At 67.8% G+C, this 20723-nt stretch carries 19 protein-coding genes and 1 pseudogene; 6 read left to right on the forward strand and 14 right to left on the reverse strand.

What is annotated here, in order from left to right:
- Positions 1-5: 5 nt before the first annotated feature.
- The 3 genes from FBT69_01215 to FBT69_01225 form a co-directional block, all read right to left on the reverse strand.
- Positions 6-359 (reverse strand): hydroxylase, encoded by a 354-nt coding sequence (locus FBT69_01215; protein ID MDL1903418.1) that lies wholly within the window; start codon positions 357-359, stop codon positions 6-8.
- Positions 360-543: 184 nt separating this feature from the next.
- Entirely contained in the window at positions 544-1422 is an 879-nt protein-coding gene (locus tag FBT69_01220) for an SRPBCC domain-containing protein (GenBank protein MDL1903419.1), read from the reverse strand.
- Positions 1403-2026 carry a helix-turn-helix transcriptional regulator gene (locus FBT69_01225; GenBank protein ID MDL1903420.1) on the reverse strand — a complete coding sequence of 208 codons (624 nt, stop codon included), beginning with the start codon at positions 2024-2026 and terminating at the stop codon, positions 1403-1405. Before FBT69_01225 ends, FBT69_01220 begins: the two co-directional genes overlap by 20 nt.
- A 252-nt stretch (positions 2027-2278) precedes the next feature.
- Here FBT69_01225 and FBT69_01230 point away from each other — a divergent pair, with 252 nt between their 5' ends.
- A complete protein-coding gene (locus tag FBT69_01230) occupies positions 2279-2740 on the forward strand; it encodes a polyketide cyclase (protein MDL1903421.1) in 462 nt (153 codons plus the stop codon).
- Between the two features lie 21 nt (positions 2741-2761).
- On the opposite strand, the gene FBT69_01235 is transcribed toward FBT69_01230, so the two are convergent.
- The 5 genes and pseudogenes from FBT69_01235 to thiE all read right to left on the reverse strand — a co-directional run bounded on the left by FBT69_01235 (position 2762) and on the right by thiE (position 9719).
- Positions 2762-3646 (reverse strand): ABC transporter ATP-binding protein, encoded by an 885-nt coding sequence (locus tag FBT69_01235; GenBank protein MDL1903422.1) that lies wholly within the window; start codon positions 3644-3646, stop codon positions 2762-2764.
- A 37-nt stretch (positions 3647-3683) separates the two neighbouring features.
- Complete coding sequence (locus FBT69_01240; protein MDL1903423.1) at positions 3684-4907, reverse strand: insulinase family protein; 1224 nt, start codon at positions 4905-4907, stop codon at positions 3684-3686.
- 943 nt (positions 4908-5850) lie between these two features.
- A pseudogene (locus FBT69_01245) lies at positions 5851-6033 on the reverse strand (hypothetical protein).
- Between the two features lie 747 nt (positions 6034-6780).
- Positions 6781-8418, reverse strand: coding sequence for a hypothetical protein (locus tag FBT69_01250; GenBank protein MDL1903424.1), 1638 nt, complete (start codon positions 8416-8418; stop codon positions 6781-6783).
- A gap of 236 nt (positions 8419-8654) precedes the next feature.
- On the reverse strand, positions 8655-9719 hold the full coding sequence (gene thiE / locus FBT69_01255) for a thiamine phosphate synthase (GenBank protein MDL1903425.1): 1065 nt from the start codon (positions 9717-9719) through the stop codon (positions 8655-8657).
- A gap of 41 nt (positions 9720-9760) precedes the next feature.
- Between thiE and zwf the strand changes: the two genes are divergently transcribed.
- From zwf to FBT69_01270, 3 genes are read left to right on the forward strand one after another with little or no spacing between them, the layout of a single operon-like run.
- Entirely contained in the window at positions 9761-11308 is a 1548-nt protein-coding gene (gene zwf, locus FBT69_01260) for a glucose-6-phosphate dehydrogenase (protein ID MDL1903426.1), read from the forward strand.
- Between the two features lie 41 nt (positions 11309-11349).
- Positions 11350-12126: a 6-phosphogluconolactonase gene (gene pgl / locus FBT69_01265; GenBank protein ID MDL1903427.1), complete on the forward strand. Its 777-nt coding sequence runs from the start codon at positions 11350-11352 to the stop codon at positions 12124-12126.
- A 5-nt stretch (positions 12127-12131) separates the two neighbouring features.
- Positions 12132-12899, forward strand: coding sequence for an RluA family pseudouridine synthase (locus tag FBT69_01270; GenBank protein MDL1903428.1), 768 nt, complete (start codon positions 12132-12134; stop codon positions 12897-12899).
- A 36-nt stretch (positions 12900-12935) separates the two neighbouring features.
- Here FBT69_01270 and FBT69_01275 read toward each other — a convergent pair whose 3' ends face one another.
- Genes FBT69_01275 through FBT69_01295 form a run of 5 tightly spaced genes read right to left on the reverse strand, consistent with a single transcriptional unit; the run spans position 12936 to position 18450 of the window.
- On the reverse strand, positions 12936-14426 hold the full coding sequence (locus FBT69_01275) for a phospholipid carrier-dependent glycosyltransferase (protein ID MDL1903429.1): 1491 nt from the start codon (positions 14424-14426) through the stop codon (positions 12936-12938).
- A 9-nt stretch (positions 14427-14435) separates the two neighbouring features.
- Complete coding sequence (locus FBT69_01280; GenBank protein MDL1903430.1) at positions 14436-15221, reverse strand: hypothetical protein; 786 nt, start codon at positions 15219-15221, stop codon at positions 14436-14438.
- Between the two features lie 9 nt (positions 15222-15230).
- Positions 15231-16154: a hypothetical protein gene (locus FBT69_01285; GenBank protein ID MDL1903431.1), complete on the reverse strand. Its 924-nt coding sequence runs from the start codon at positions 16152-16154 to the stop codon at positions 15231-15233.
- 24 nt (positions 16155-16178) lie between these two features.
- On the reverse strand, positions 16179-17105 hold the full coding sequence (locus tag FBT69_01290; GenBank protein ID MDL1903432.1) for an isoprenyl transferase: 927 nt from the start codon (positions 17103-17105) through the stop codon (positions 16179-16181).
- A 7-nt stretch (positions 17106-17112) separates the two neighbouring features.
- The gene (locus FBT69_01295; protein MDL1903433.1) at positions 17113-18450 is read right to left on the reverse strand and encodes an adenylosuccinate synthase; all 1338 of its coding nucleotides are present in this window, start codon (positions 18448-18450) and stop codon (positions 17113-17115) included.
- Positions 18451-18638: 188 nt separating this feature from the next.
- Between FBT69_01295 and FBT69_01300 the strand changes: the two genes are divergently transcribed.
- Positions 18639-18842: a hypothetical protein gene (locus FBT69_01300; GenBank protein MDL1903434.1), complete on the forward strand. Its 204-nt coding sequence runs from the start codon at positions 18639-18641 to the stop codon at positions 18840-18842.
- A 78-nt stretch (positions 18843-18920) separates the two neighbouring features.
- On the opposite strand, the gene FBT69_01305 is transcribed toward FBT69_01300, so the two are convergent.
- A complete protein-coding gene (locus FBT69_01305) occupies positions 18921-19394 on the reverse strand; it encodes an FHA domain-containing protein (protein ID MDL1903435.1) in 474 nt (157 codons plus the stop codon).
- On the opposite strand from FBT69_01305, the gene hemW reads away from it, so the two are divergent.
- Positions 19367-20719: a radical SAM family heme chaperone HemW gene (hemW, locus tag FBT69_01310; protein MDL1903436.1), complete on the forward strand. Its 1353-nt coding sequence runs from the start codon at positions 19367-19369 to the stop codon at positions 20717-20719. The two genes, FBT69_01305 and hemW, sit on opposite strands and share 28 nt — an antisense overlap.
- Positions 20720-20723: the final 4 nt, after the last annotated feature.

Below are 20723 nucleotides of genomic sequence, written 5' to 3' on the forward strand. Positions count from 1 at the left end.
CGGCGTCAGCGGTTGCCGAGTTGCCAGAGGCCATGATCGATCCCGCCGAGGACATAAATGGCGAACGTGCCGTGGCCGGGAATCTCCAACGGGCGCATCGCCACCTGCGCCCCCGCGGCCTCGGCGGCCTTGACCGCGGCATCGATGTCGTCCACCAGGACATAGGGCCGCACGACGGGCGCTTCCGTCGCGCGCATCGGGGCGCGCACGCCGATCCGTCCGCCGCCCCTCAACTCGGCGGTGCGGGCGTTGCCGAGTTCGGCGATCGGCTTGCCGAACGCCACGCCGTGCGCCTGCTCCAGCGCCTCGCACGTCGCATCGACGGAAGGCGTCACGATCTCGAGGTAGTGGACCTTCAATGTCGCTTCCTCCCGACGATTCTTGTCCGACCCGTTCGACTCGGGCTGGACGTGCATTGTTGTGGGTCGCTCGGGCCGTTGCGTCAGCGCAGCGCCGACGAGCGGTACGACGACGATGAGCGCGATCAGGCCGATCTTCTTCATGGCGTTTCTCCGGAATAGCGGTGATCTCGTATCTCGTCGGTCAGGCGCCCTGGCTCGCGGCGTCAGCGGGGAACTGCCGGTCGATCCATGCCTGCCAGGCGGACTGGAACTCCGGTGCGAAGCCCGCGGCGTGTCGGCCGAAGAGATGGAACGTCATCGATACCATCGTTGGACCACCCATCGGCATGATGAAGACGTGCGCGAACCCCGGGACCGGGCGCTCCAGGCTCACGAGCAGTTCCGGATGCTCGCCCTCCATTCCTTCCAACGCTGCGACGATCTGCGGGGCAGTCTCCCGGGCGCGCAGCAGGTCCGGGTCGCTGACCTCCAGGTTCTCAGCCACGCCCGCGAGTTCAGGGACATCTGGAGCGGAGCTCACCCGACCGTTGCCGTGGTCCGCGCGCAGCGCGCCCTTGATCACCCGCCACGTCTCCGGTCCCGATGCCTGGCTGAAGGCTGTGAGCTGGAACGCGGCGCACTCCTCGTCCGCGAAACGTTCGAGGTAGATGCGCAGCATGCGGAAGTACGACGTCACCCACCCGTAGGCGTGCCCCTCGAACTGGGCGTCCCAGTCGTCGGTGCTGGCGAACCAGCGATGCACGACACGGACCACGCATCTCCCGCCGTTGCGGGCCTCCACGATCCACTCCGTCGCGACCTTGCCCAGCCCTTCCTGCTCCGTTTCGGCCGCGTAGTTCTTCGGCGGATTCCACGCAGTAATCTTCGCCGCCGCGTCCATACCCGGCCCGTAGTTGCTGACGACCGCGCCGCCTTCGCGCCCTTCGACCGTCGTGGGGACGAACCACGACGAGATGCCCTTGCCCGTCGCGATCGCACGCCACACCTCTTCGGGTGATCCCGGCACCTCGACGGCGGCCTCGATCGATCGTTCACCGTTCTTATCTTTCTTGACCGGCATGAGTCTCTCCTTCATTGTCATCGGATTGCTTGGGCAGCGGGTGCGCCAGGAGCACGAGACGGTGTGGGCGACCGCCCGGAGCGGACTCGTCGTGGTACTTCGCAACGAGGCGGTTCATTGTCTCGGATAGCTCATGGCTGAACGCGGCGCGCTCCTCGGGGGATCGAAACCTGATCACGGTGTCCACGGACAGCGTCGCCAGGCGCTTGCCGGCTTCGTGTGCGCGTCGGACGAGGTCACCGACTTCACGGACGACGCGGGCCGCCAGCGCGATCAGGTAGCCCGCCGCGAGGCGGTCCGTGCTCCGCTCGGGATCGACGGCGACCGGGCCGAGGGCACTCGGCGAGACGACGTAGCCGGACGCTGTCGCCACCAGCCTCCGTTCCGTCAGCCCGCCCCAGCGCTTCTCGCCCGCCAGGCGGACAAGCCCGTGCGCTTCCAGTGTCCGGAGGTGATAGTTCACCTGCTGACGGGTCAGCCCGACCCGCTCGGCCAGCCCCGCGGCGGATGCCGGCTCGCGGAGTTCCGCCAGCAGACGGCACCGCACGGGGTCCAGGGCGGTGGCCGCGGCCTGGGGTTCGTCGATGACGCCAACGTCGATCATGGCCGCAGCGTACCATTGACAAAAGAGATTGTCAAGCAGGGACCCATCGTACACGCCCTCTCCCCTGTCCACCCCGGTGCCTGGCTAACCTTTCGCCTTGCTCGGCCCACCCGGTGGCAGAGGCTCTTGCTCCCGCGGTGGCGGGGTGCGCCGTGGGGGATGGCGGGGTCCGGGCGATCCGTGACTTCCCCGGCTTGCCCAGCACCCGGTCGCGGGTACCGTCCCCCGAGCCGTTACAAAGGAGAAGGACCGATGCCGCCGACTGCCGGCCACACGATCCGTCTGCACCGCGTATTCCGTGCTCCGCCGGAGCGTGTCTACCGGGCGTTCCTCGACCCGGACGCGATGTCCAAGTGGCTGCCGCCGCACGGGTTTACGGGGAAGGTCCACGAGTCGGACCCGCGTGTCGGCGGCGGGTACCGGATGTCGTTCACGAACTTTTCCACCGGCAGCAGCCACACCTTCGGTGGGACGTACACGGCACTGGTACCGCACGAGCGGATCGACTACACCGACCGGTTCGACGACCCGAACCTGCCCGGAGAGATGGCGGTCACGATCACGCTGCGGCCGGTGCTGTGCGGCACGGAGGTGACGGTCGAGCAGGCGGGCGTACCCGCGGTGATCCCGCCGGAGATGTGTTACCTCGGCTGGCAGGAATCACTCTCGCAGCTGGCCCACCTGGTCGAGCCGGAGATTCCGGACGGGGCATGAGCGGAGGGCGAAGAGAGTCTGCTACATCGCCCCGCCCTCGAAGACGACGCGTTTCTTCTCGGTCCGCGGGTCCGGTACGGGGACAGCAGAGAGAAGCGACTGCGTGTACTTGTGCTGCGGTCGTTCGAGGATCTGCTCGCGTTCGCCGTGCTCGACGATCTTACCCTGGTACATGACGGCGATGTTGCGGCAGACGTGCTGGATGACGGCCATGTCGTGCGAGATGAAGAGATAGGAGAGTCCGAACTCGCTCTGGAGGTCGGTGAGCAGGTTGATGATCTGGGCCTGGATGGAAACGTCGAGCGCGCTGGTGGGCTCGTCGCAGACGATGAACTTGGGTTCCAGGGCCAGGGCACGGGCAATGCCGATGCGCTGGCGCTGCCCGCCCGAGAACTCGTGCGGGTAGCGGTCGGCGGCGGCCTTGGGCATGCCGCAGCGGACGAGCAGTTCGCCCGTCTTCTCGCGGAGTTCGTCGCGGGACTTGACCAGCCCGTGGACGACGAGCGGCTCGCCGACGATCGCGCCGACGCGCATGCGCGGGTTGAGCGAACCGGCGGGATCCTGGAAGATGATCTGCATGTCACGGCGCAAGGCCTTGAGGGCCGCACCGTGAGCGGCGAAGACGTTCCTGCCCTCGAACTCGACGGTGCCCGAGGTGTGGGGGATGAGCTTGAGAATGGTCCTGCCGACGGTGGTCTTGCCGCACCCGGACTCGCCGACAAGCCCGAGCGTTTCCCCGCGGGCGAGGTCGAAGGAGACGCCGTCCACGGCCTTCACCCAGCCGGTGATGCGCTGGAGGATGCCGGAGCGCACGGGGAAGTAGGTCTTGAGATCGCGCACCCGGAGGAGCGGTTGCTCGGCGGAAGGGGCCTTGACGTCGGCGGCGGGCTTGATCGTGGTGGTCATGTCCGGGGCATCGTAGCGACGGGTCTGCGGTGCGGGATCAACCGGTGGGCAGGAGGCGACCGGCCATCACGGCCCGAACGGGGAACGCATCGAGAAGCATGCGCAGGTCTTCGAGGGTGACGTGCTCGATGCTGTCGAGTTCATCTTCAAGCGAGCGGTGCCTGCCCGTCAGCGTCCAGAGTCGGCCGATGCGCTGCATTCGGTCGGGCGGCCGCTCGCCCGAGAGCGTGACCCCGGTGGCGAGGCGATTGCGGAGGCGTTCGAGGTCGTCCTCGGTGAGCGAGTCGGCGAGTTCGGCACACTCGCGTTCGACCGTCTCCCAGACCTCGTCGGCACGCTCGGGGTCGCACGAGGCGTAGACGAAGAACTCGCCGACGCCGTCGTGGGCGTCGTAGGCCGCCTGAGCCTCCTCGGCCAACCCGGTCTCGATGAGCGACCAGTGCAGGCGCGAGTTGTCCGGGCCGCCGAGGACGAGGGCTGCCATCATCGCGGCGTACTTGCGATCGTCCTGTGCGCCCGGCCCGGGCGAGAGGCCGAGCAGATAGGCCCGATTGACCTTCTCGTCTCGCATCTCGAATCGTCCCTCGTTGACGCGAGGCGGCGACGGCTCCCGCATGACGCCAGTCCGCTGCCACGTGCCGCAGAGACGCTCGGCGAGATCGACGCAGCGGTCGAAGTCGAGGCATCCGGCAAGGGCAAGGGTGGTGTTGTCGGCCGAGTAGCGGCGGTCGAAGTAGTCGCGCATCTGAGCGACCGTCATGGCCGTGATGGTCTCCGGTGTGCCGAGGACGCGGTGCCTGAGCGGGTGGGGGGCGTAGTAGCGATCGACGCACTCTTCGTAGAGCACCCAGAAGGGATTGTCCTTATACATGGCGATCTCTTCGAGGATCACACCCTTCTCGGTGGTGAAGTCGTCGTCGCGGAGGGCAGGGCGCATCATGCGGCCGAGGAGGGACTCGGCGTCGTCGAGCCGCTCGGGAACGACCTGGGCGTAGAAGCAGGTCATCTCGTTGCTGGTGTAGGCGTTGTGCCGGGCGCCGAGGTCGTCGAAGGCCCGGTTGAGGGCGTCTGCCGAGAGGTCGCCGGTGCCCTTGAACATCATGTGCTCGAGGAAGTGGCTGACGCCCATGAGGGTGGCAGGCTCGTCGCGCGCGCCGGTGCGAACAAAAAAGCCCGCCGCGGCGGAATGTGCGGCGGCGTCGATCTCGGCGATGACGGTGAGGCCGTTCGGGAGTGAGCGGTGGCGGAACTCGATCGGCATGAGAGGAGTGTACCGCCCGGGGTGGGCGGATCGGGGCGGTGGCGTCGCGGGTGGCCCGGTCCGGCCGGGGGTGGCCGACGGCACGAACCGCAGGGCTTGACGCGGGGTGATTCAGGGGTGGCATGAGCGTTGCAAACTCCTGGAGGGCTGCCCCCATGGAGCGATCCGATGCACACCGACAGGTCCGTGCCCCTCTCCTTCGACTCGCTCGAAACTCGACGGCTGATGAGCGGGTCCGATGATGGGCTTGGCTTCGAGGCGTATTTTCCAGAGGGCTACTCGCACGCGGGCATCAGCGAGTTCGTGCCGCTCACGAACCCGCACGACCGGGACGTGCGCTACGAGTTGCACGCGCGGTACGAGGTGGGAGAGCGGGACCAGTTGATCTCGAAGGGGGTGCTGCCCGCGAGGTCGCGCGGGGGCGTGACGATCAGTCTTGCCGGGCGGCCGGACCTGATGCTCGTGCGCCCGGACACGCCGTATGCCCTTGTGCTGAAGGCAGAGGATGCTCTCGGAGCGACGATCAGCCACTACGACTTCGGCACGGCGATCGGCGAGTCCTTCTCGACGACTCCCTCGACGCGATGGACGTTCGGCGAAGGGTACCGGGATCACAACTGGACGCGGGACTTCGTGCTGTTCTACAACCCGAACGGTACCTCGACGCAGGTTACGACGCGGGTGTTCGGCGCCGGGGGAGAGACGGTGACACTCGAACTGACGCTGGATGGACAGCGTCGCGGCGGGTGGAACTTCGACACCCAGCCGGGGTTGCCGGACGGTGTCTTCGCGGTGGAGGTGGTGGCGACTGCCCCGATCGTGGCGTCGCAATCGCACTACGAGATCGTGACCGAGCGAGGCTTCGGCGCGCTCGGAACCGCGGACGGCGGAGCATTGGCGGGCTTCATCCCGGCCATCGAGTTCGAAGACCATGGGCCGCGGGTCAGCCCTGATGGACCGGAAGACGACAACGGCGGCCACGGCAACGACGACAGCGACGACACGAACGACGACAACGGCGGCCACGGCAACGACGACGGCGACGACACGAACGACGACAACGGCGGCCACGGCAACGACGACGGCGACGACACGAACGACGACAACGGCGGCCACGGCAACGACGACGGCGACGATTGGCCCGCCAACGCCTTCCTCACCGTGCTGAACACCAGTGATGAAAACGCTACGGTCACATTCACCTTCCTGTGGCGAGACGATGTCGCCGCGCCAACGCCGCGCGAGGAACGCATCGTCATTCCCGCCAACTCGCGCGGCGGCCTGTCGATCCGCGAGCTTGGCGTGCCGTTCGATGAGGAGTTTGGCGTGCTGTACCTCTCCGACGTGCCGGTGACGGTGACGGCGGTGGTGTACCAGGCTGGCGACGCGATGGGCATTCCCGCTGCGACGGTCGCGGCGACGACATGGGACTTCGGCGAGGGCTACATGAGCCGCTCCCGCGCAGGCAAGGCCGTCACCGACGATGTCTACGTTTTCAACCCGACCGGGGCCTCGGTCACCGTGACCATCGAGTTCTTCTTCTCGGATGGCCGCTCTGTTGTCGTCCCCAAGCGGCTCGACCCGTTGGAACTGGAGGATGTGAAGGTCCACGCTGAGAAGTCGGTGCTGGACCTCGGCGAGGACCTCTTCTACGGCGTGCGCGTGTCGGCGCCTCGGGTCGTGGTCGCCGGATTCGAGCACTGGGACCGCGACCTGGGCGGTGGGTTTGCAACGATCGGCATCCCCGGCGGGGAGATCATGCCCCTGTTGGATGCCCTCAACACGGCGTAAGCCGCAATGACAACGCCCCCAGGGTCGATCCCCGGGGGCGTTTCGTTGGTGAGCGACCGTAGTACAGGTCAGGGGCGACGGCTCACGGGCAACCGGCGACGTAGGCGTTGAGGAAGGCGATGAAGTCGAGAGAGTTGACGACGGTGTCGCCGTTGAAGTCCGCCCTGGGGTCCTGGACGACGTAGAGGTTGAGGAAGCAGATGAAGTCGAGGGAGTTGACGACGGTGTCGCCGTTGCAATCAACGGGGCACGTCTTGCCGACCGTGACGCAGTAGTTCAGGTCTGTGTTGTGGCAGACCTCCTGCATGGCCGTGGTCATGTTGTAGGAGTACGACGGGAAGCCGATGACGCCGCTGCTTCCGCCCCAGCAGAAGATGCACGGGTCGTTGGGGTTGTTGGCGAGTGCGTAGATGCCGAGGACGTACGTTGTCCCGGCGGTCACGTTGAAGCCCGCCGGCACGCTGACGGTAAACCTGTAGTGCTGGATGCCGAAGATGTCCACGCAGGTGGGGGTGGGGTTGGTCGCGCTGAAGGGGACGGTGAAGCTGCCGATGAAGGACTGGACGTTCCAGCCGCACACGCTGCCGGACGGCCCGCCGGTGTAAAGCTCGATGAGGAAGCTGTTGATGCCGGAGATGCCGCAGGGCGTGTTGGTGGAGACGTTCCAGCCCCCACCTTCGAAGGTAACCAGGGTCCACGGGCCGCTTGCCGTGGGTTTCCAGTCGTCGGCTGCGATGTAGGGGTTCATGTTGTGCCAGGCGTTGCTGAACCAGCAGGTGGTGTTGCAATCGTTCTTCTGGCAGTACGTGCCGCCCGTGCTCGGGTTGAGGGTGAAGGCGTTGTCCGGTCCGCAGCGGTCGTAGCTGCCGTCGGTCCGGTCCCAGGAGACGGCGCGGTTGAAGTTGTTGACGGTGCTCGTGCTCCAGCCGAAGACGCAGGGGTGGTTGGCATTGGAGACCGTGCCGTAGATGGTGATCATGTAGTTCTGGCCGTTGTTGAGGGAGATGCCTGACGAGAAGTTCGCGACGAACTTGTAGACGTCCTCGCCGAACGCGCCCTTGCAGTGGAAGGCGGGGTTGAGCGAGGCGAGAGGGAAGGACTGCGCCGCGACGAAGCTGGCGTACTGCCAGCCGCACGCGCCGCCGCCCTGGATGGTCCAGATCTCGATTCCGACGGAGGAGAGGTTGGTCAAGCCGCAGCCGGTCCAGGCGTTGAGGTCCCACATGCCGCCGTAGAACTCCACGGAGGTCAGCTGGCTGCCGTCGGCGACGAAGTCGTCGAAAACGATGTAGGGGTTGTTGTTCGAGTTGTTGTTGGAGAACCAGACGCCACCGCCGCAGTCCGGGGGCTGGTTGATCATGCGGGAGCCGTCACCGCCCTCGTTCCCGCCGTTCCAGCCGACGGGTGCGGAACTCATCTGCGTGTTGGGGAATCCGCCCTCCGGAATCTCGCGCGCCACGCGGAGTGCGGACTCCTCCTCGGTCAGCACGCGTGGCGGGTCGGCGAACCCCCAGCCGCCGCCCCGCATGTCGTGAGGACCGCGCGGGCCGAGGATTGCCGGATCGTCGAGCACACGAAAGAGCATCGGCTCTCCGTCCCAGCGCTCGATCGGTGTGGCGTCAGGCTGGGGACTGACCGGGTTGATGGGCACGGCGATCGGCATCGCCGCGGCCGCACACGCGACCGACACCCCACACACCAAGGTCAAGACGCATTTCATGGCACCTCTCCCATGCGGCCGACGCACGGCGTGCGCCGCGCACGAACGACGTGACACTGCGACACGATGCAGTCAACCGCTGAATGAACGCCTGCTCTTCCGTCGCCGGCCGAGACCCACTCCACAACGCGCGGCAACGATCCCCCTACATGGTGACAGGAGCGAGCATACAGGGATTTTTCTCGGACGCAAGCGGAATAATGGGGGCGAGATCACCCGAGAAACATCGGGCGATTTCACTCTGAATTACGGGCACAAGCTATCCAAACATACTCCGTACATACGGAAGCTGGTTCACGCGACCCGCAGACGCTCGAACAGACAGCGATCCCCTCCGCGCCGGCGTCGAAGACGGATGCCGCAGTGCCTGGGGTGATGCCACCGATGGCCAGGTGAGGCGTGCGGCGGCATCGTTCATCGGAAAGGTACTCCCGCAAGTAGTCGAGACCTGAAATCGCTTGAACTGCCTTGGTCCTCGTCGGGAAGATCGGGCCGACGCCGCAGTAGTCCGCGCCGGCGTCTGCCGCGCGGCGTGCCTGCACGATGTTTGCGGTTGAAGCGCCGACGAGCAGTCGGAACCCCGCGACTCGACGCGCGTCTTCGACCGTGATGTCGCTCTGCCCGAGGTGGACTCCGTGCGCGCCTGCCGCCAGGGCGATGTCAACCCGGTCGTTGATAATGACGTGAGCGCCTCGCGGCCCGGCGAGGTCCACGAGTCGGCGGGCGCGACGGACGAGCTCGTCCCCGTCGAGAGACTTCTCTCGCAACTGAAGGCAATCTGCGCCGCCTTCAAGGGCGAGTTCGGCCACCCGGTCCCAGGGATGATGGAGACAGAGCGATTCCGTGATGAGCACGCAAAGCCGCCACTGGATGGCGCGTCCCGTGCCGAGTGCGAGCGTGAGCGAGCGTTCGGCGTCGTAGAGCCGGTAGCGGAGGTCTTCGAATGCGTGAGCCGTGGCAGCCGCGCCGGGCAGGGTCTTGGTCGTTTCCTCAAGAACTCGAAGTGCCTCGCTCGTCCGACCCGCGGCCGCCGCGACGACCTGGGTCATGGTCTCGCGTCGCATCTCGCCGGGTGTGGAGATCGCGGCACCGCGGTCCTCCTGCACGGCCCGGTGGGCCAGCAATGCCCCGCGGTCGATGGGGAGCGACTCGACCGCCTCTCGCAGATCGTGGCGCATCGACTTGAAGGAGGAGCACAACCCCGCGTCGTCGAGCAGGAAGCGGGCCGCGTCTTCGAGGACGCGCAGACCCTCGCGTGCCCGGTTTGCGTTTGCGTCGATGAGGCGTGCTTCGTGCCGCACGGCGCGAGGATAGGCCCCGGCCCCGGCAACTCCGCGATAGGATGCGAGCCATGCCTCCCAGCACCGTCCCCGAGCCGTGCGTGCTTGTCATCTTCGGTGCGTCGGGCGACCTGACCGCCCGCAAACTCGTCCCCGCACTGTACGAACTCGACCAGCGGCGGCAGTTGCCGGACGGGCTGTGCGTGCTCGGCGTGTCGCGAACGGAGATGACGGACGACGCCTTCCGCGACCGGATGCGCGAGGCGGTCTCGAGGCACGCCCACGCCTTCGATGGGGATCGCTACGCGGCGTTCGCGCGCCGGCTGCACTACTTCGCCGGCGATGCGGTGCGGCCTGAGGTGTATCCCTCGCTCGTGCGGCGGATCGAGTCGCTGGGCGCGGAGCGGGGCATCGGGCGGCCGCAGGGGGGGCCGAACGTGCTCTTCTACCTGTCCGTCGCGCCTGAGTTGTACGAGCCGATCGTGGCGAACGTCGGTGTGTCGGGCATCATCACCGAGGGCAAGCGGTGGTGTGTCATCGATCCCGCGGCGACGGCATGGCAGCGGATCGTGGTCGAAAAACCGTTCGGCACTGACCTCGCCAGCGCGCGGTCCCTGAACCGGGCCATCGGCCGCGTCTTCGAGGAGGACGCGGTCTATCGCATCGACCACTACCTCGGAAAGGAACTGGTCCAGAACCTGCTGGTGATGCGGTTCGCCAACTCGATCTTCGAGCCGATCTGGAGCCGTGACGCGGTGCATTCGGTGCAGTTGACGGCCGCGGAAACGATCGGCGTGGGGGCACGCGCCGGATCGTTCTACGACGGCGCCGGTGCGATCCGCGACATGATCCAGAGCCACCTGCTGCAGGTGCTCGCGCTCGTGGCGATGGAGCCGCCCCCTCGCTACGAGGCGGACGCGATCGTCCGCGAAAAGATCAAGTTGTTCTCAGCCGCACGGATCGCCTGCTCGCCGGAAGAGGCGGCGGCGTGGGGCGTCCTGGGACGCTACGGGGCAGGGCCGGATGGTCCGGCGTACGCCGACGAACCGGGCGTCGATCCGGCCCGGCGAACGGAGACCTACGCCGCTATGCGCATCGAGTTCGACAACTGGCGGTGGGGCGGCGTGCCGTTCTTCGTCCGCACGGGCAAGCGGCTTGCCGCCAAACTCACCGAGGTCGTCGTGCAGTTCCGCGAGCCTCCGACCGCGATCTTCAGGGGTGTGCGCGGCCTCGGCGATGGGTGCGCCCCGAACCGCCTCGTCATCAACGTCGCCCCGCGCGAGGGCATCTCGCTCGAACTGCGAGGTAAAGTGCCCGGGGCGGGACTCCGGATCGCTTCGGCCGCGCTCGACCTGGACTACGTCGAGCGGTTCGGCGGCGAGCCGATCGAGGCCTACGGCCCGCTGCTGCTGGACGCGATGCGCGGCGACCGGACGCTCTTCAAGCACCGCGACGAGGTGGAGGGCGGCTGGTCGATCGTGCAGCCATTCCTCGACCCCGGTCCGCTGCGGGATCGGATCGCGACCTACGCGCCCGGTTCGTGGGGGCCGCCCGAGGCGGACTCGCTGATCGAGGCTTCCGGGTGCCGCTGGCACAACCCGGCGGGGTGAGGCTGGTCCCGGACGATCGGGGGGCGGACAATGCACCGGTGATGCCCGATCGGATCGAGGTCGAGCCGGAGCCGACGCCCCCCGCGTTGCCGGGGGAGGTCATCGTGCGGGCGTCGGTGGATGCCGTTGTTGACGCCGTCGCGGCGGACCTGCTCGGGCAGGCGGTCTCGTGCGCCAGGGCGTTCGGGGACTTTCACCTCGCGTTGTCGGGCGGTTCGACACCGGAACCGCTCTATAGGCGGCTGATGTACGACCCGCGGCTGCGCTCGATGCCCTGGAGCCGCACGCACCTGTGGATCGTGGACGAGCGGCGGGTGCCGTTCGACGACGAGCGGAGCAACTTCAAGCACATCCGCGAGTTGATCGTCGAGCACTCGGACATTCCCCGCTCGCAGGTGCATCCGATCCACGCGACGGACGAGAACGCGGCCGACGCCTACGAGCGTGAACTCCAGAGCGAACTGGAATGGCGTGAACGGGGGCACGACCGGCTGGATTTTGTCCTGCTCGGCGTCGGGGCGGATGGGCACACCGCGAGCCTGTTTCCACACTCGCCCGCGCTGCACGCGAACGGCCGGCTTGTCGCGCTCAACTCGGGGCCGACGGTCACTCCACCGGATCGTGTGACGATGACGTGGCGGCTCCTTAACGCCTCGCGGCTGGTGGCGGTGATGGTCACCGGGGCCGGCAAGCGCGGCATCCTGACGCGGCTTGTTCACGAGCGGCTTTCACCGGAGGACGCGCCGATCCTCGGCGTGCGCCCATTGGCAGGCTCGCTCCGGTGGTACATCGACCACGAGGCCTGCCCGACGGCGTGACGCGTATGCCGGCCCTCACCGTCCAGCCCAACGACCGCGTGACCTTTGGCATCGCCCATCAGGACGAGGAGTTGCTGATCGTCGAGAAGCCGGCACGGCTGGTAACGATACCGGGCAAGGCACACGAGGCCGATTCGCTCCTGAACGGCCTGTTCGCGCGGTTCGGGGCGCGGCTTCAAGCTCTCGGCGCGAAGCGAGACTTCGGGCTGCTGCACAGGCTGGACAAGGACACGAGCGGGCTTGTCGTCGTCGCCCTGACCGCGCCCGCCTACGACCGACTGCGTGAGGCGTTCGAGGGGCGCGAAGTGGGGAAGTACTACTGGGCGGTCACCCGGGCCGCGCCGGCGAAGCCGACGGGGATCATCAAGCGCACGATCGCGGAGCAGACGGTCCGGATCGACCGCTACCGCACCGTGAAGGTGGCGAGAATCTCGGGCACGGGCAAGGCCGCGGCGACGGCGTACCGAGTGCTCGAGGCTTCGCCGATGGGCGCGCTCATCGAGGCGAGAGCGATCACAGGCAGGCTGCACCAGGTGCGTGTGCATCTTGACTCGGTCGGCGCGACCGTGCTGGGCGACGACACCTACGGCCCGGAGGCTGCGCGGCAGGCAGCCCCGCGTCTCGCGCTGCACGCGCACCGTGTGACACTCGACCATCCGGTGACGGGTCGTCGGCTCGACGTGCGGACTCGATGGCCGCGTGACCTTCGGAATCTTCTTTCTCGCCTCGGCCTGAGCAGGCCGGACACAAGGTGCGCTGAAAGCGACCCGTGAGCGGGCGCACAAGATCGCTCCGCGGGGCTTTGCCCGTCAACCCGGGTCTTCGACCTCGGTCGGCTTCCAGCCTCCCCGACCGAGGCGGGTGAGCGTCAGGTCGTCGATGGTGAAGACGACGTGCTCGTTCGTGCCGGGGACGAGGCCATCGCGGCGGTGATAGATCAGCAGTGCTCCCTCGGGCGGATCGGTGAGGGTCTTGCCCCAGCGGTCTCGGGTGGGGATCGGCCATGCTCCTCGCTCGAGGTACAGCCGCGCGCCGCGAGCAGGGTTGAAGCCGCCCTGCCAGACCGGCTCGTCGGGCAGCGAGTCAAGGAAGGCGAAGAGCGCGGGCCATTGCGGCTCGACCGGTCTTTGGACGCGGATCGGCAGGAGTGAGAACACGAACGCACCGGCAATCACGAATCCGCCGACGATCTTCCAGTGAGCGGCGAATCCTCGCACGCCGAAGCGAAGCCATCGCCAAGGCGCGTGCGCGAGGCCGAGTCCCGCGAGGACGCTCAACGCGGGCCACACGACAACGGCGTAGCGGTCCCGACGGTCTGGGAACGCCGAGAGAAGAAGCAGCCAGCCGATGACCCAGACGATCGCCCAACGCTCGACGGACCCTCGCCCGGAAAGGCGGCGGCATCGCACCCAGGCCGTGAACGCGATGCCGACACACGCCAACCACGGCCAGTACGCGACACCGACCTGGTGCAGATAAAACCACCACGGCTTTGCCCAGATTGGCGAGGCCGTCAGTTTGCCGGCAGCACGATCGACGACTTCCGCCCCAAGGTACTGCGACACGAACTCCTTGCCGTGGATAGCGACCATTGAGAGGTGCCAGGGAAGGGCCACGACGAGCGCGAGGGCGGCCGCAAGCGCGAGAAGCAGGAGTGCGCGGCGTGTGTCGATGCGGTGATTCGGGCCTGCCGGCCGGAGGGCATCCCAGGCCAGCCACGCCGCGAGCAGCGGGATGACGGCGAGCGCGACGAGGGGCTTGGTGAGCAGGGCGGCGCCGAGCGATGCGCCCGAGGCGCACGCCCAGAGGGTGCCGGCGGCGCGTCCCGACCGTCTGGTGCGAGTCGCGCGCACGAGCAGGGCGACGGCGAACAAGATGAACGCCGCCTGCCAGAGGTCGAGCGAGATTTCGCGGGTGCGACGGAGGTACTCGGCGGTGAGGGAGAGCGTGGCGCCGCTGAGCAGAGCGGCCCGTCTGCCGGCCAGCATCCGCACGGTCCAGACCGTTGCGAGGAGACCTGCGCAGGCGGCGAGGACACTCGGGAGCCTTGCGGCGTGCGCGCCCGGCCCCGCTGCGTGCAACGAAAGCCCATGAAGCCAGAACGCCAGCGGCGGCTTGTTGAAGTAGGGCTGTCCTGGCGGGCCGTGGAGCGTCCAGAGTTCGCCCGTCCGCCACGCTTGAACCGCGATCGCGCCGTACCACGCGCCGTCCGTCCGCTGCCAGTCGCCCTGGCCGAGGTGCGGGAGCGTCATGCACAGCAGGAAGACCAGCGGGAGCAGCCAATGCCGGATCGATCGCACCGCGGCAGATTACCGCTTCGACGAGGTCGGCGTGATCGCCCCCGCGGTCTCGGGCGTGATGAAGAGGATGCACTGGCAGTTGGGGCAGAGGGTGAGTTTGCCGCCCAGCAGCGAGATGGCGATCTCCATCGGCAGGCTCATCATGCACGCCCCGCAGGTGTACTCGTGACGCTTGCGGTCGGCAATCTCGAGTGCGGCCATCGCCTCATCGTCACGGAGTTTGAGGAGACGGGTATACATGGCCATCACGTCGCCGGGGACTGCACGGGCGAGGGTGTCGCGCTCGGTCTTGAGTTGCTCGACCCGGTCTTTGATCTCGGCGGCCCGCGCGTCGCGTTCAGCCTCCGCGACCTTGCGGACCTTGTCCCGCTCGGCTTCCTGGGCGGCGAGTTCGGCCAGCTGGGCCTTGAGTTCGTCAACCCGGGTCATGTGCCCGAGGGCCTCCTCCTCGATCCGCTCGCGCTCGGCCTTGTGCGTGTTGACCTCGGTCAGGAGCGCCTTGTATTCCTTGTTCGTCCGGGCCTCGTTCATCTGGGTGCGCAGATGCTCGATCCGTTCGTCGAGCGATCGGATCTCGTTCTCGAGGTTCCCCGCGGTGGCGGCGAGTTGTCGGGTCTGTGCCCCGATCGACTCGGCCTTTGCACGAATCTGGGTGAGTTGGCGGACCTGCTCGGTGTGGAAGGCTTCGGCGGCGCGGAGACGGCTCTGGAGTCCTGCGAGTTGTCTGTCTGCCTGGAAGACGCGGAGAAGGCGGGCCGTCACGTCGTCCATCGATCCCTCCCGGGGCGCGGTCACGCCATGAGTCTAGCCGGGCGGCATGGGCAGTTCCGCAGCCGGGGCGAACCGGAGTATCCAGTAGGCTGCGGGCATGACGAGCAAGGGCGAGTCGAGGACGTCGAGCACTCCGCCGAAGCCGGGAAGCGAGTGGCCCGAGTCCTTCATGCCGGCATCGCGCTTGAGCAGGCTCGCAAGGAGGTCGCCGACGTGCCCGAGGAGGCCGAAGGCGACCCCGGCGATCGCGCCCACGACAAGCCCCGGTCCGCCGGCGATTCCCGCCGACGCGAGCGCCCATGCGCCGAGCGTGCCGACGGCCGCGCTCATCGCGACGCCCCCCGCCAGGCCTTCCCAGGTCTTGCCAGGGCTGAGCCAGCGGATGAGTTTGTGGCGTCCGAAGGCCCTGCCGACGAAGTACGCACCGATGTCGCAGGACTTGGTGGTCATCAGCACCCAGAGGATCGTCCAGACGGAATGCTCGCGCCGAAGGGCGAGGACAAACCCGAACATCAGACCGAGATAGACGAAGGCGAGGAGTGTCCCACCCGCCGCGGCGACGACTCCCTCGAAACTCTGGTGGCGCGAGAAGAACAGCAGCGAGCCAACAAGCACGACGACGGCTGCGGAAGAAACCGTAGCGACGCTCGCCACCGCGTCCGCCTCGCTGGGGACAAGGCAGGAGACGGCAAGCCCGACCAGGGCCGCGGCCGCGCTCACGCGAGCGGATGCCTGGATGCCGTTCGCGCGGAGGATGGTGGCGAGTTCGATGGCGGCGAGCCAACTCAGGGGAACGACAGCGCAAAAGATCACGACTCCGGGCGGCGCGGTCTGATGGCCGAGAAAGTCCGCAAGCCCCTCCGGGAGCGGGAGGTCGTTGACCCATTCGTCGAGGGCGAGTCCCGCGACGAGGAGGGCGATCATCAGGGGGCCGAAGAGGAGCCGCTGCTGGAGCACGGCGGGCACTGTAGCGTCTGCGGCTCAGTCCGGGGCCGGACCGTGGCCCAGGCCGCCGAAGCGCCGTCCTCGCCGAGCGAACTCACGGATGGCCGCGTGGAAGCGGGGGGTATCGAAGTCGGGCCAGAACACGTCGGTGACATAGATTTCGGCGTAGCTCAGTTGCCAGAGCAGGAAGTTGCTCAAGCGCATCTCGCCCGCGGTTCGGATGAGCAGGTCCGGGTCGGGCAGTCCGGCGGTGCCGAGTTCGGCCTCGAAGGTCCGTTCATCGATGTCCGCGAGGTCGAGTTCGCCCAAGCGGACCCGACTTGCCAGGGAACGGGTCGCGTTGATGATCTCGGCGCGAGAGCCGTAGTTGATGGCGAGGCAGAGCGTCGGGCCGGTCAGGTGCGCCGTTGCCGCCTCCACGGACTCGATGGCCCTGACCACCTCGGTCGGCAACCCTTCTCGCCGGCCGATCACGCGCAGGCGCAGATTCTCTCGGACGAGAGCGTCGCGCTCGCCTTCGAGGTACATCACGCACAGTCGCATCAGCGCCTCGATCTCGTCGGGGGGGCGTTTCCAGTTCTCGCTGGAGAAACTGAAGAGGGTCAGGGCCTCGATGCCGAGCCGGCCGCACTCGGCGATGGTTTCACGCACCGCGGCCGCGCCGTTGCGGTGCCCGAAGATGCGCGGGAAACCGCGCTGCTCGGCCCATCGGCCATTGCCGTCCATGATGATGGCGACGTGGCGCGGCAGGCGAGAAGGCCGGACGTCCGGAAGCCGTTCGAGCGGGTTCGCCCTTGGGTTGATCCGCCGGATGCGATCGAGCGCTGCCCGGTCGGCATCGTCGAGATGCACGGCCTGACAGCAAGGCGTTTCGACGGTTTCCGCAACGATGTCCGGCACTGGTCCGCTCCCGTGGTTCGCAGAGACTACGACCGGCACCCCTCGATCGTTCGCCCTCGACATCGCGCCATCAAAGAACGATGGTTTGTGCCCGGTCCGGCCCGACGCTCACGATCGAGATCGGCACCCGGACGTATTGGGCGATGAAGTCGAGGTATTTCCGGGCCTGATCCGGCAGGTCGCGGAGGCTCCGGGCCGCGCCGATCTCCGAACCGAAGCCCGGGAGCCGCTGATACACCGGGCGACCGCGTGCGAGATCGACGCCGTCAGGAGTGAAGCGGTCCGTGCGCTGGCCGTCGATCTCGTAGGCGGTGCAGACGTTCAGCGAGTCGAAGCCGGCGAGCACGTCGAAGAGCATGACGGCGAGTTCGGTCGCACCGTTGATCGCGGCGGCGTAGCGAACCGCGACGAGGTCGAGCCACCCGCAGCGGCGCGGGCGGCCGGTGGTGGTGCCGTACTCGCGCCCTCGCTCGCGGATGCGGTTGCCGGTCTCGTCGAGGAGTTCGGTGGGCATCGGTCCCGCGCCGACGCGCGTCGAGTACGCCTTCATGATGCCGACGATTCGTCCGATGCGCTGGGGTGGAACGCCCGTGCCCGGCCCGATGCCGAGCGCTGAGGCGGAGGACGAGGTGACGAACGGATACGTGCCGTGGTCCACGTCGAGGAGGGTTGCGTTCCCGCCCTCGAACAGCAGGCGCTTGCCTTCGGCGAGCAGGTCGTGCAGGAGCCAAGTCGTGTCGCGCACCAGAGGCGCAAGCCGTTGCCCGCACTTAATCATGCGCTCCGCGATGACCGCGGCGTCCACGGCTTCTGGGGCGCGATCAGCGAGCAGGTGCTTCTTCAGCCTGCACGCGGCCTCGACGCGCTCGCGAAGCGTGTCCGGTCGCAGCAGGTCGGCGACACGGACAGCGGTCGAACGCTGGGATTTCTCGGCATAGCAGGGACCGATGCCGCGCTTGGTCGTGCCGATGACGACGCGGGCCGGATAGGCGGGCGACCCGGCGGTCACGGTCTCACGCAGTTCGTCCTCGGCCTTGTGGTAGGGCATCACGACGTGGGCGCGGCTGCTGAGCACGAGGCCCGAAGTGTCGATGCCCCGCTGGTTCAGGGCGTCGATCTCGCGGACGAGCGCCTCGGGATCGACGACAACCCCGTTGCCGATGACCGCTGTCTTGCCGGGGTACAGGATGCCGGAGGGGACGAGGTGGAGTGCGAATCGCTCGCCGTTCACGACGACGGTGTGTCCCGCGTTCGCGCCGCCGTTGTAGCGGACGACGGCATCGTGTCCGGCCGCGAGAAGGTCCACGACCTTGCCCTTGCCCTCGTCTCCCCACTGGAGGCCGACGACAGCGGTGGCTGGGGCGGCGGGGAGCGGTGGCGTCCCGGTCTGATGCAGAGAAAGGGTCATGTCTCGCTCGCGGTGTGGGGCTTGGCCAGTGCGGGCGAACGATAGGCCGCGGCACACGCGGCACAGCCCTCGTGGTCGTTACAGACCGCACAGGACGAGCCACGTGCATGCCCCGCACGCACGGTCAGTGAAGGGGCGTGGCGGTGAGGTCGATCGGTAGGCGGGGCGATCCACCGAACGGTGAGAGCATGAGCGAAGAGACCATCCGAATCATGTGCCCGAGCCTGGTCTGCCGCAAGGTGCTCGCGGTGCCCGTTGAGGCTCGCGGCAAGACAGTCAAGTGCAGGGCGTGCGGGACGCGCATCCGGATTCCTGAGGCGAGCGCAGGCGCAAAGCCCGCGGAGCAGAAGGCGCCCGCGGAAAAGCACGTTCCACCCGCGAACGCAGCGTGAACGTGGGCATGTGACAGTCGATCCCGGGATTCGCTCCGCTCATCCCGGGCGTGGTCGCGTGCCCGAGATTGACCCGGTTCAGAGGGAGGGCTGTTCGTCCTCGTCGTCGTCGAGGTCGAGGTCGAAGTCGAAATCAATGCTGCTGTCGCCGGCGGAGGGCGAGGCGAACCCGGACTGGATCGCGGATGGGGCGGCGCCGGGAGCCTGTGCTGGCTTGCCTCGCCGGGCAGCTTCCGATGCGTCGATCGCGCGCGGGTGGCCGTCGAGACGGACGACGAACACGAGCGAGCCGATGGAGACGAGGTCGCCAGGGGTGAGTTCGGCCTCGCCTTGGAGCCGGTGGCCGTTGACGAACGTGCCGTTGCTCGAACCGAGATCGCGGAGGTACAGGCCTCCGTCGGCCATGCGGAGTTCGCAGTGCCGGCGCGAAACGCTGGAGATCGGGATACGGAGTTGACAGTCCGTACGGCGGCCCACGAGCGTGACGGGGTGGTTGAGGGGGATCTCCCGCTGGCGGCCGTCGGATCGGACATGGACGAGGGAGGCGTTCACGCGGGGCGTATCCTTGTTCCGTGAATGGGTCCCCGGCCACGGGCAGCCTGCCCCCGGGAGTCGCCGACCACAATACCGTGCTGACCGTCCTCCCGCAACGCGAGCGCCCCTCGGCCCACCCCCTCGGGTCGGTGTTGGCGGGGTGGCGCGGGGTCCGGTCCCTTTACATCCATGTCCCGTTCTGCTCGCACAAGTGCCACTACTGCGATTTTTACAGCCTTGTGGACGCTCGCGATCGGCAGGCCGCGTTCGTGGATCGGCTGATCCGGGAGTTGGAGGGCGTCGCCCCGTGGTTCGCGGGTGTGCCGCTTCGGACCGTCTTTATCGGAGGCGGCACGCCGAGCCTGCTCCGAATCGACCTGTGGGAGCGTGTTCTTGCCTCGCTCCACCGGCTCCTCGACACTCGCGTGATCGCGGCGGGTGAAGGTGAGTTCACCGTCGAGTGCAACCCCGAGACGGCGAGCGACGAGCTGATGGGGGCACTGGCGGCAGGGGGGGTGAACCGCATCAGTCTCGGGGGGCAGTCGTTCGAGGCACGCCACCTGCGGACCCTCGAACGCCGACACAATCCTGAGAATGTGCCGCGAGCGGTCGAGGCGGCGCGCAAGGCGGGGATTGCGAGACAATCGGTAGACCTGATTTTCGGCGTGCCCGGGCAGACGCACGCCGAGTGGGCGCGGGACGTCGAGCGGGCGATCGGGCTGGGGACGACGCACCTTTCGTGCTACGCGCTGACCTATGAACCGAACACGGCGATGACGGCACGGATGCGCCGGGGGGAGTTCGAGCCGATCGAGGAGGAAACCGAGGCGGAGATGATGCGGTGGACCGCCGCACGGCTGCGGGATGCGGGTCTGGCACGGTACGAGGTCAGCAACTTCGCCGCGCCGGGCGCGGAGTGCCGGCACAACCTCGCCTACTGGCGGCAGGAGCAGTGGATCGGGGTGGGGCCGTCGGCAGCCTCGCACGTGCTCGATCCAGGCGGGGGAAGCCGGCGCTGGCGGAACGTGCCGCGTCTGGACGACTATCTCGCATGGGGAGAGTCGCTCGGGCCGGCGATCGACGCCGAGGAGCCCGACCCGCGCCGCCTCCTCGCGGAACGGCTGATGACCGGCGTGCGAATCACGGAGGGGATCGATGCGGCGGGCGTGCTCGCGGAGGCTGGCGAGATCGGCGGCGATTCGGCCGAGAGGCTTCAGCGGTGCGCCGGACGGCTGATCGCACAGGGATGGCTTGAGGCAGAGGACGGACGATGGCGACCCACGGACGACGGGTTCCTCTTCGCGGATCGGATGGCCCGAGACCTCATGGCGGCGGTCGGTTGAGCCG

It is taken from the genome of Synechococcales cyanobacterium CNB (genome assembly GCA_030263455.1).
Classification (GTDB): Bacteria; Planctomycetota; Phycisphaerae; order Phycisphaerales; family UBA1924; genus CAADGN01.

Excerpts from the sequence above, each read along its gene's own strand:
- FBT69_01240 (MDL1903423.1), bottom strand. The coding sequence starts at position 4,907 with ATGCCGATCGAGTTCCGCCACCGCTCACTCCCGAACGGCCTCACCGTC.
- FBT69_01290 (MDL1903432.1), bottom strand. The coding sequence starts at position 17,105 with ATGTCGAGGGCGAACGATCGAGGGGTGCCGGTCGTAGTCTCTGCGAAC.
- FBT69_01250 (MDL1903424.1), bottom strand. The coding sequence starts at position 8,418 with ATGAAATGCGTCTTGACCTTGGTGTGTGGGGTGTCGGTCGCGTGTGCG.
- FBT69_01300 (MDL1903434.1), top strand. The coding sequence starts at position 18,639 with ATGAGCGAAGAGACCATCCGAATCATGTGCCCGAGCCTGGTCTGCCGC.
- FBT69_01220 (MDL1903419.1), bottom strand. The coding sequence starts at position 1,422 with ATGCCGGTCAAGAAAGATAAGAACGGTGAACGATCGATCGAGGCCGCC.
- FBT69_01270 (MDL1903428.1), top strand. The coding sequence starts at position 12,132 with ATGCCGGCCCTCACCGTCCAGCCCAACGACCGCGTGACCTTTGGCATC.
- FBT69_01225 (MDL1903420.1), bottom strand. The coding sequence starts at position 2,026 with ATGATCGACGTTGGCGTCATCGACGAACCCCAGGCCGCGGCCACCGCC.
- zwf (MDL1903426.1), top strand. The coding sequence starts at position 9,761 with ATGCGAGCCATGCCTCCCAGCACCGTCCCCGAGCCGTGCGTGCTTGTC.
- FBT69_01230 (MDL1903421.1), top strand. The coding sequence starts at position 2,279 with ATGCCGCCGACTGCCGGCCACACGATCCGTCTGCACCGCGTATTCCGT.
- FBT69_01295 (MDL1903433.1), bottom strand. The coding sequence starts at position 18,450 with ATGACCCTTTCTCTGCATCAGACCGGGACGCCACCGCTCCCCGCCGCC.
- FBT69_01235 (MDL1903422.1), bottom strand. The coding sequence starts at position 3,646 with ATGACCACCACGATCAAGCCCGCCGCCGACGTCAAGGCCCCTTCCGCC.
- pgl (MDL1903427.1), top strand. The coding sequence starts at position 11,350 with ATGCCCGATCGGATCGAGGTCGAGCCGGAGCCGACGCCCCCCGCGTTG.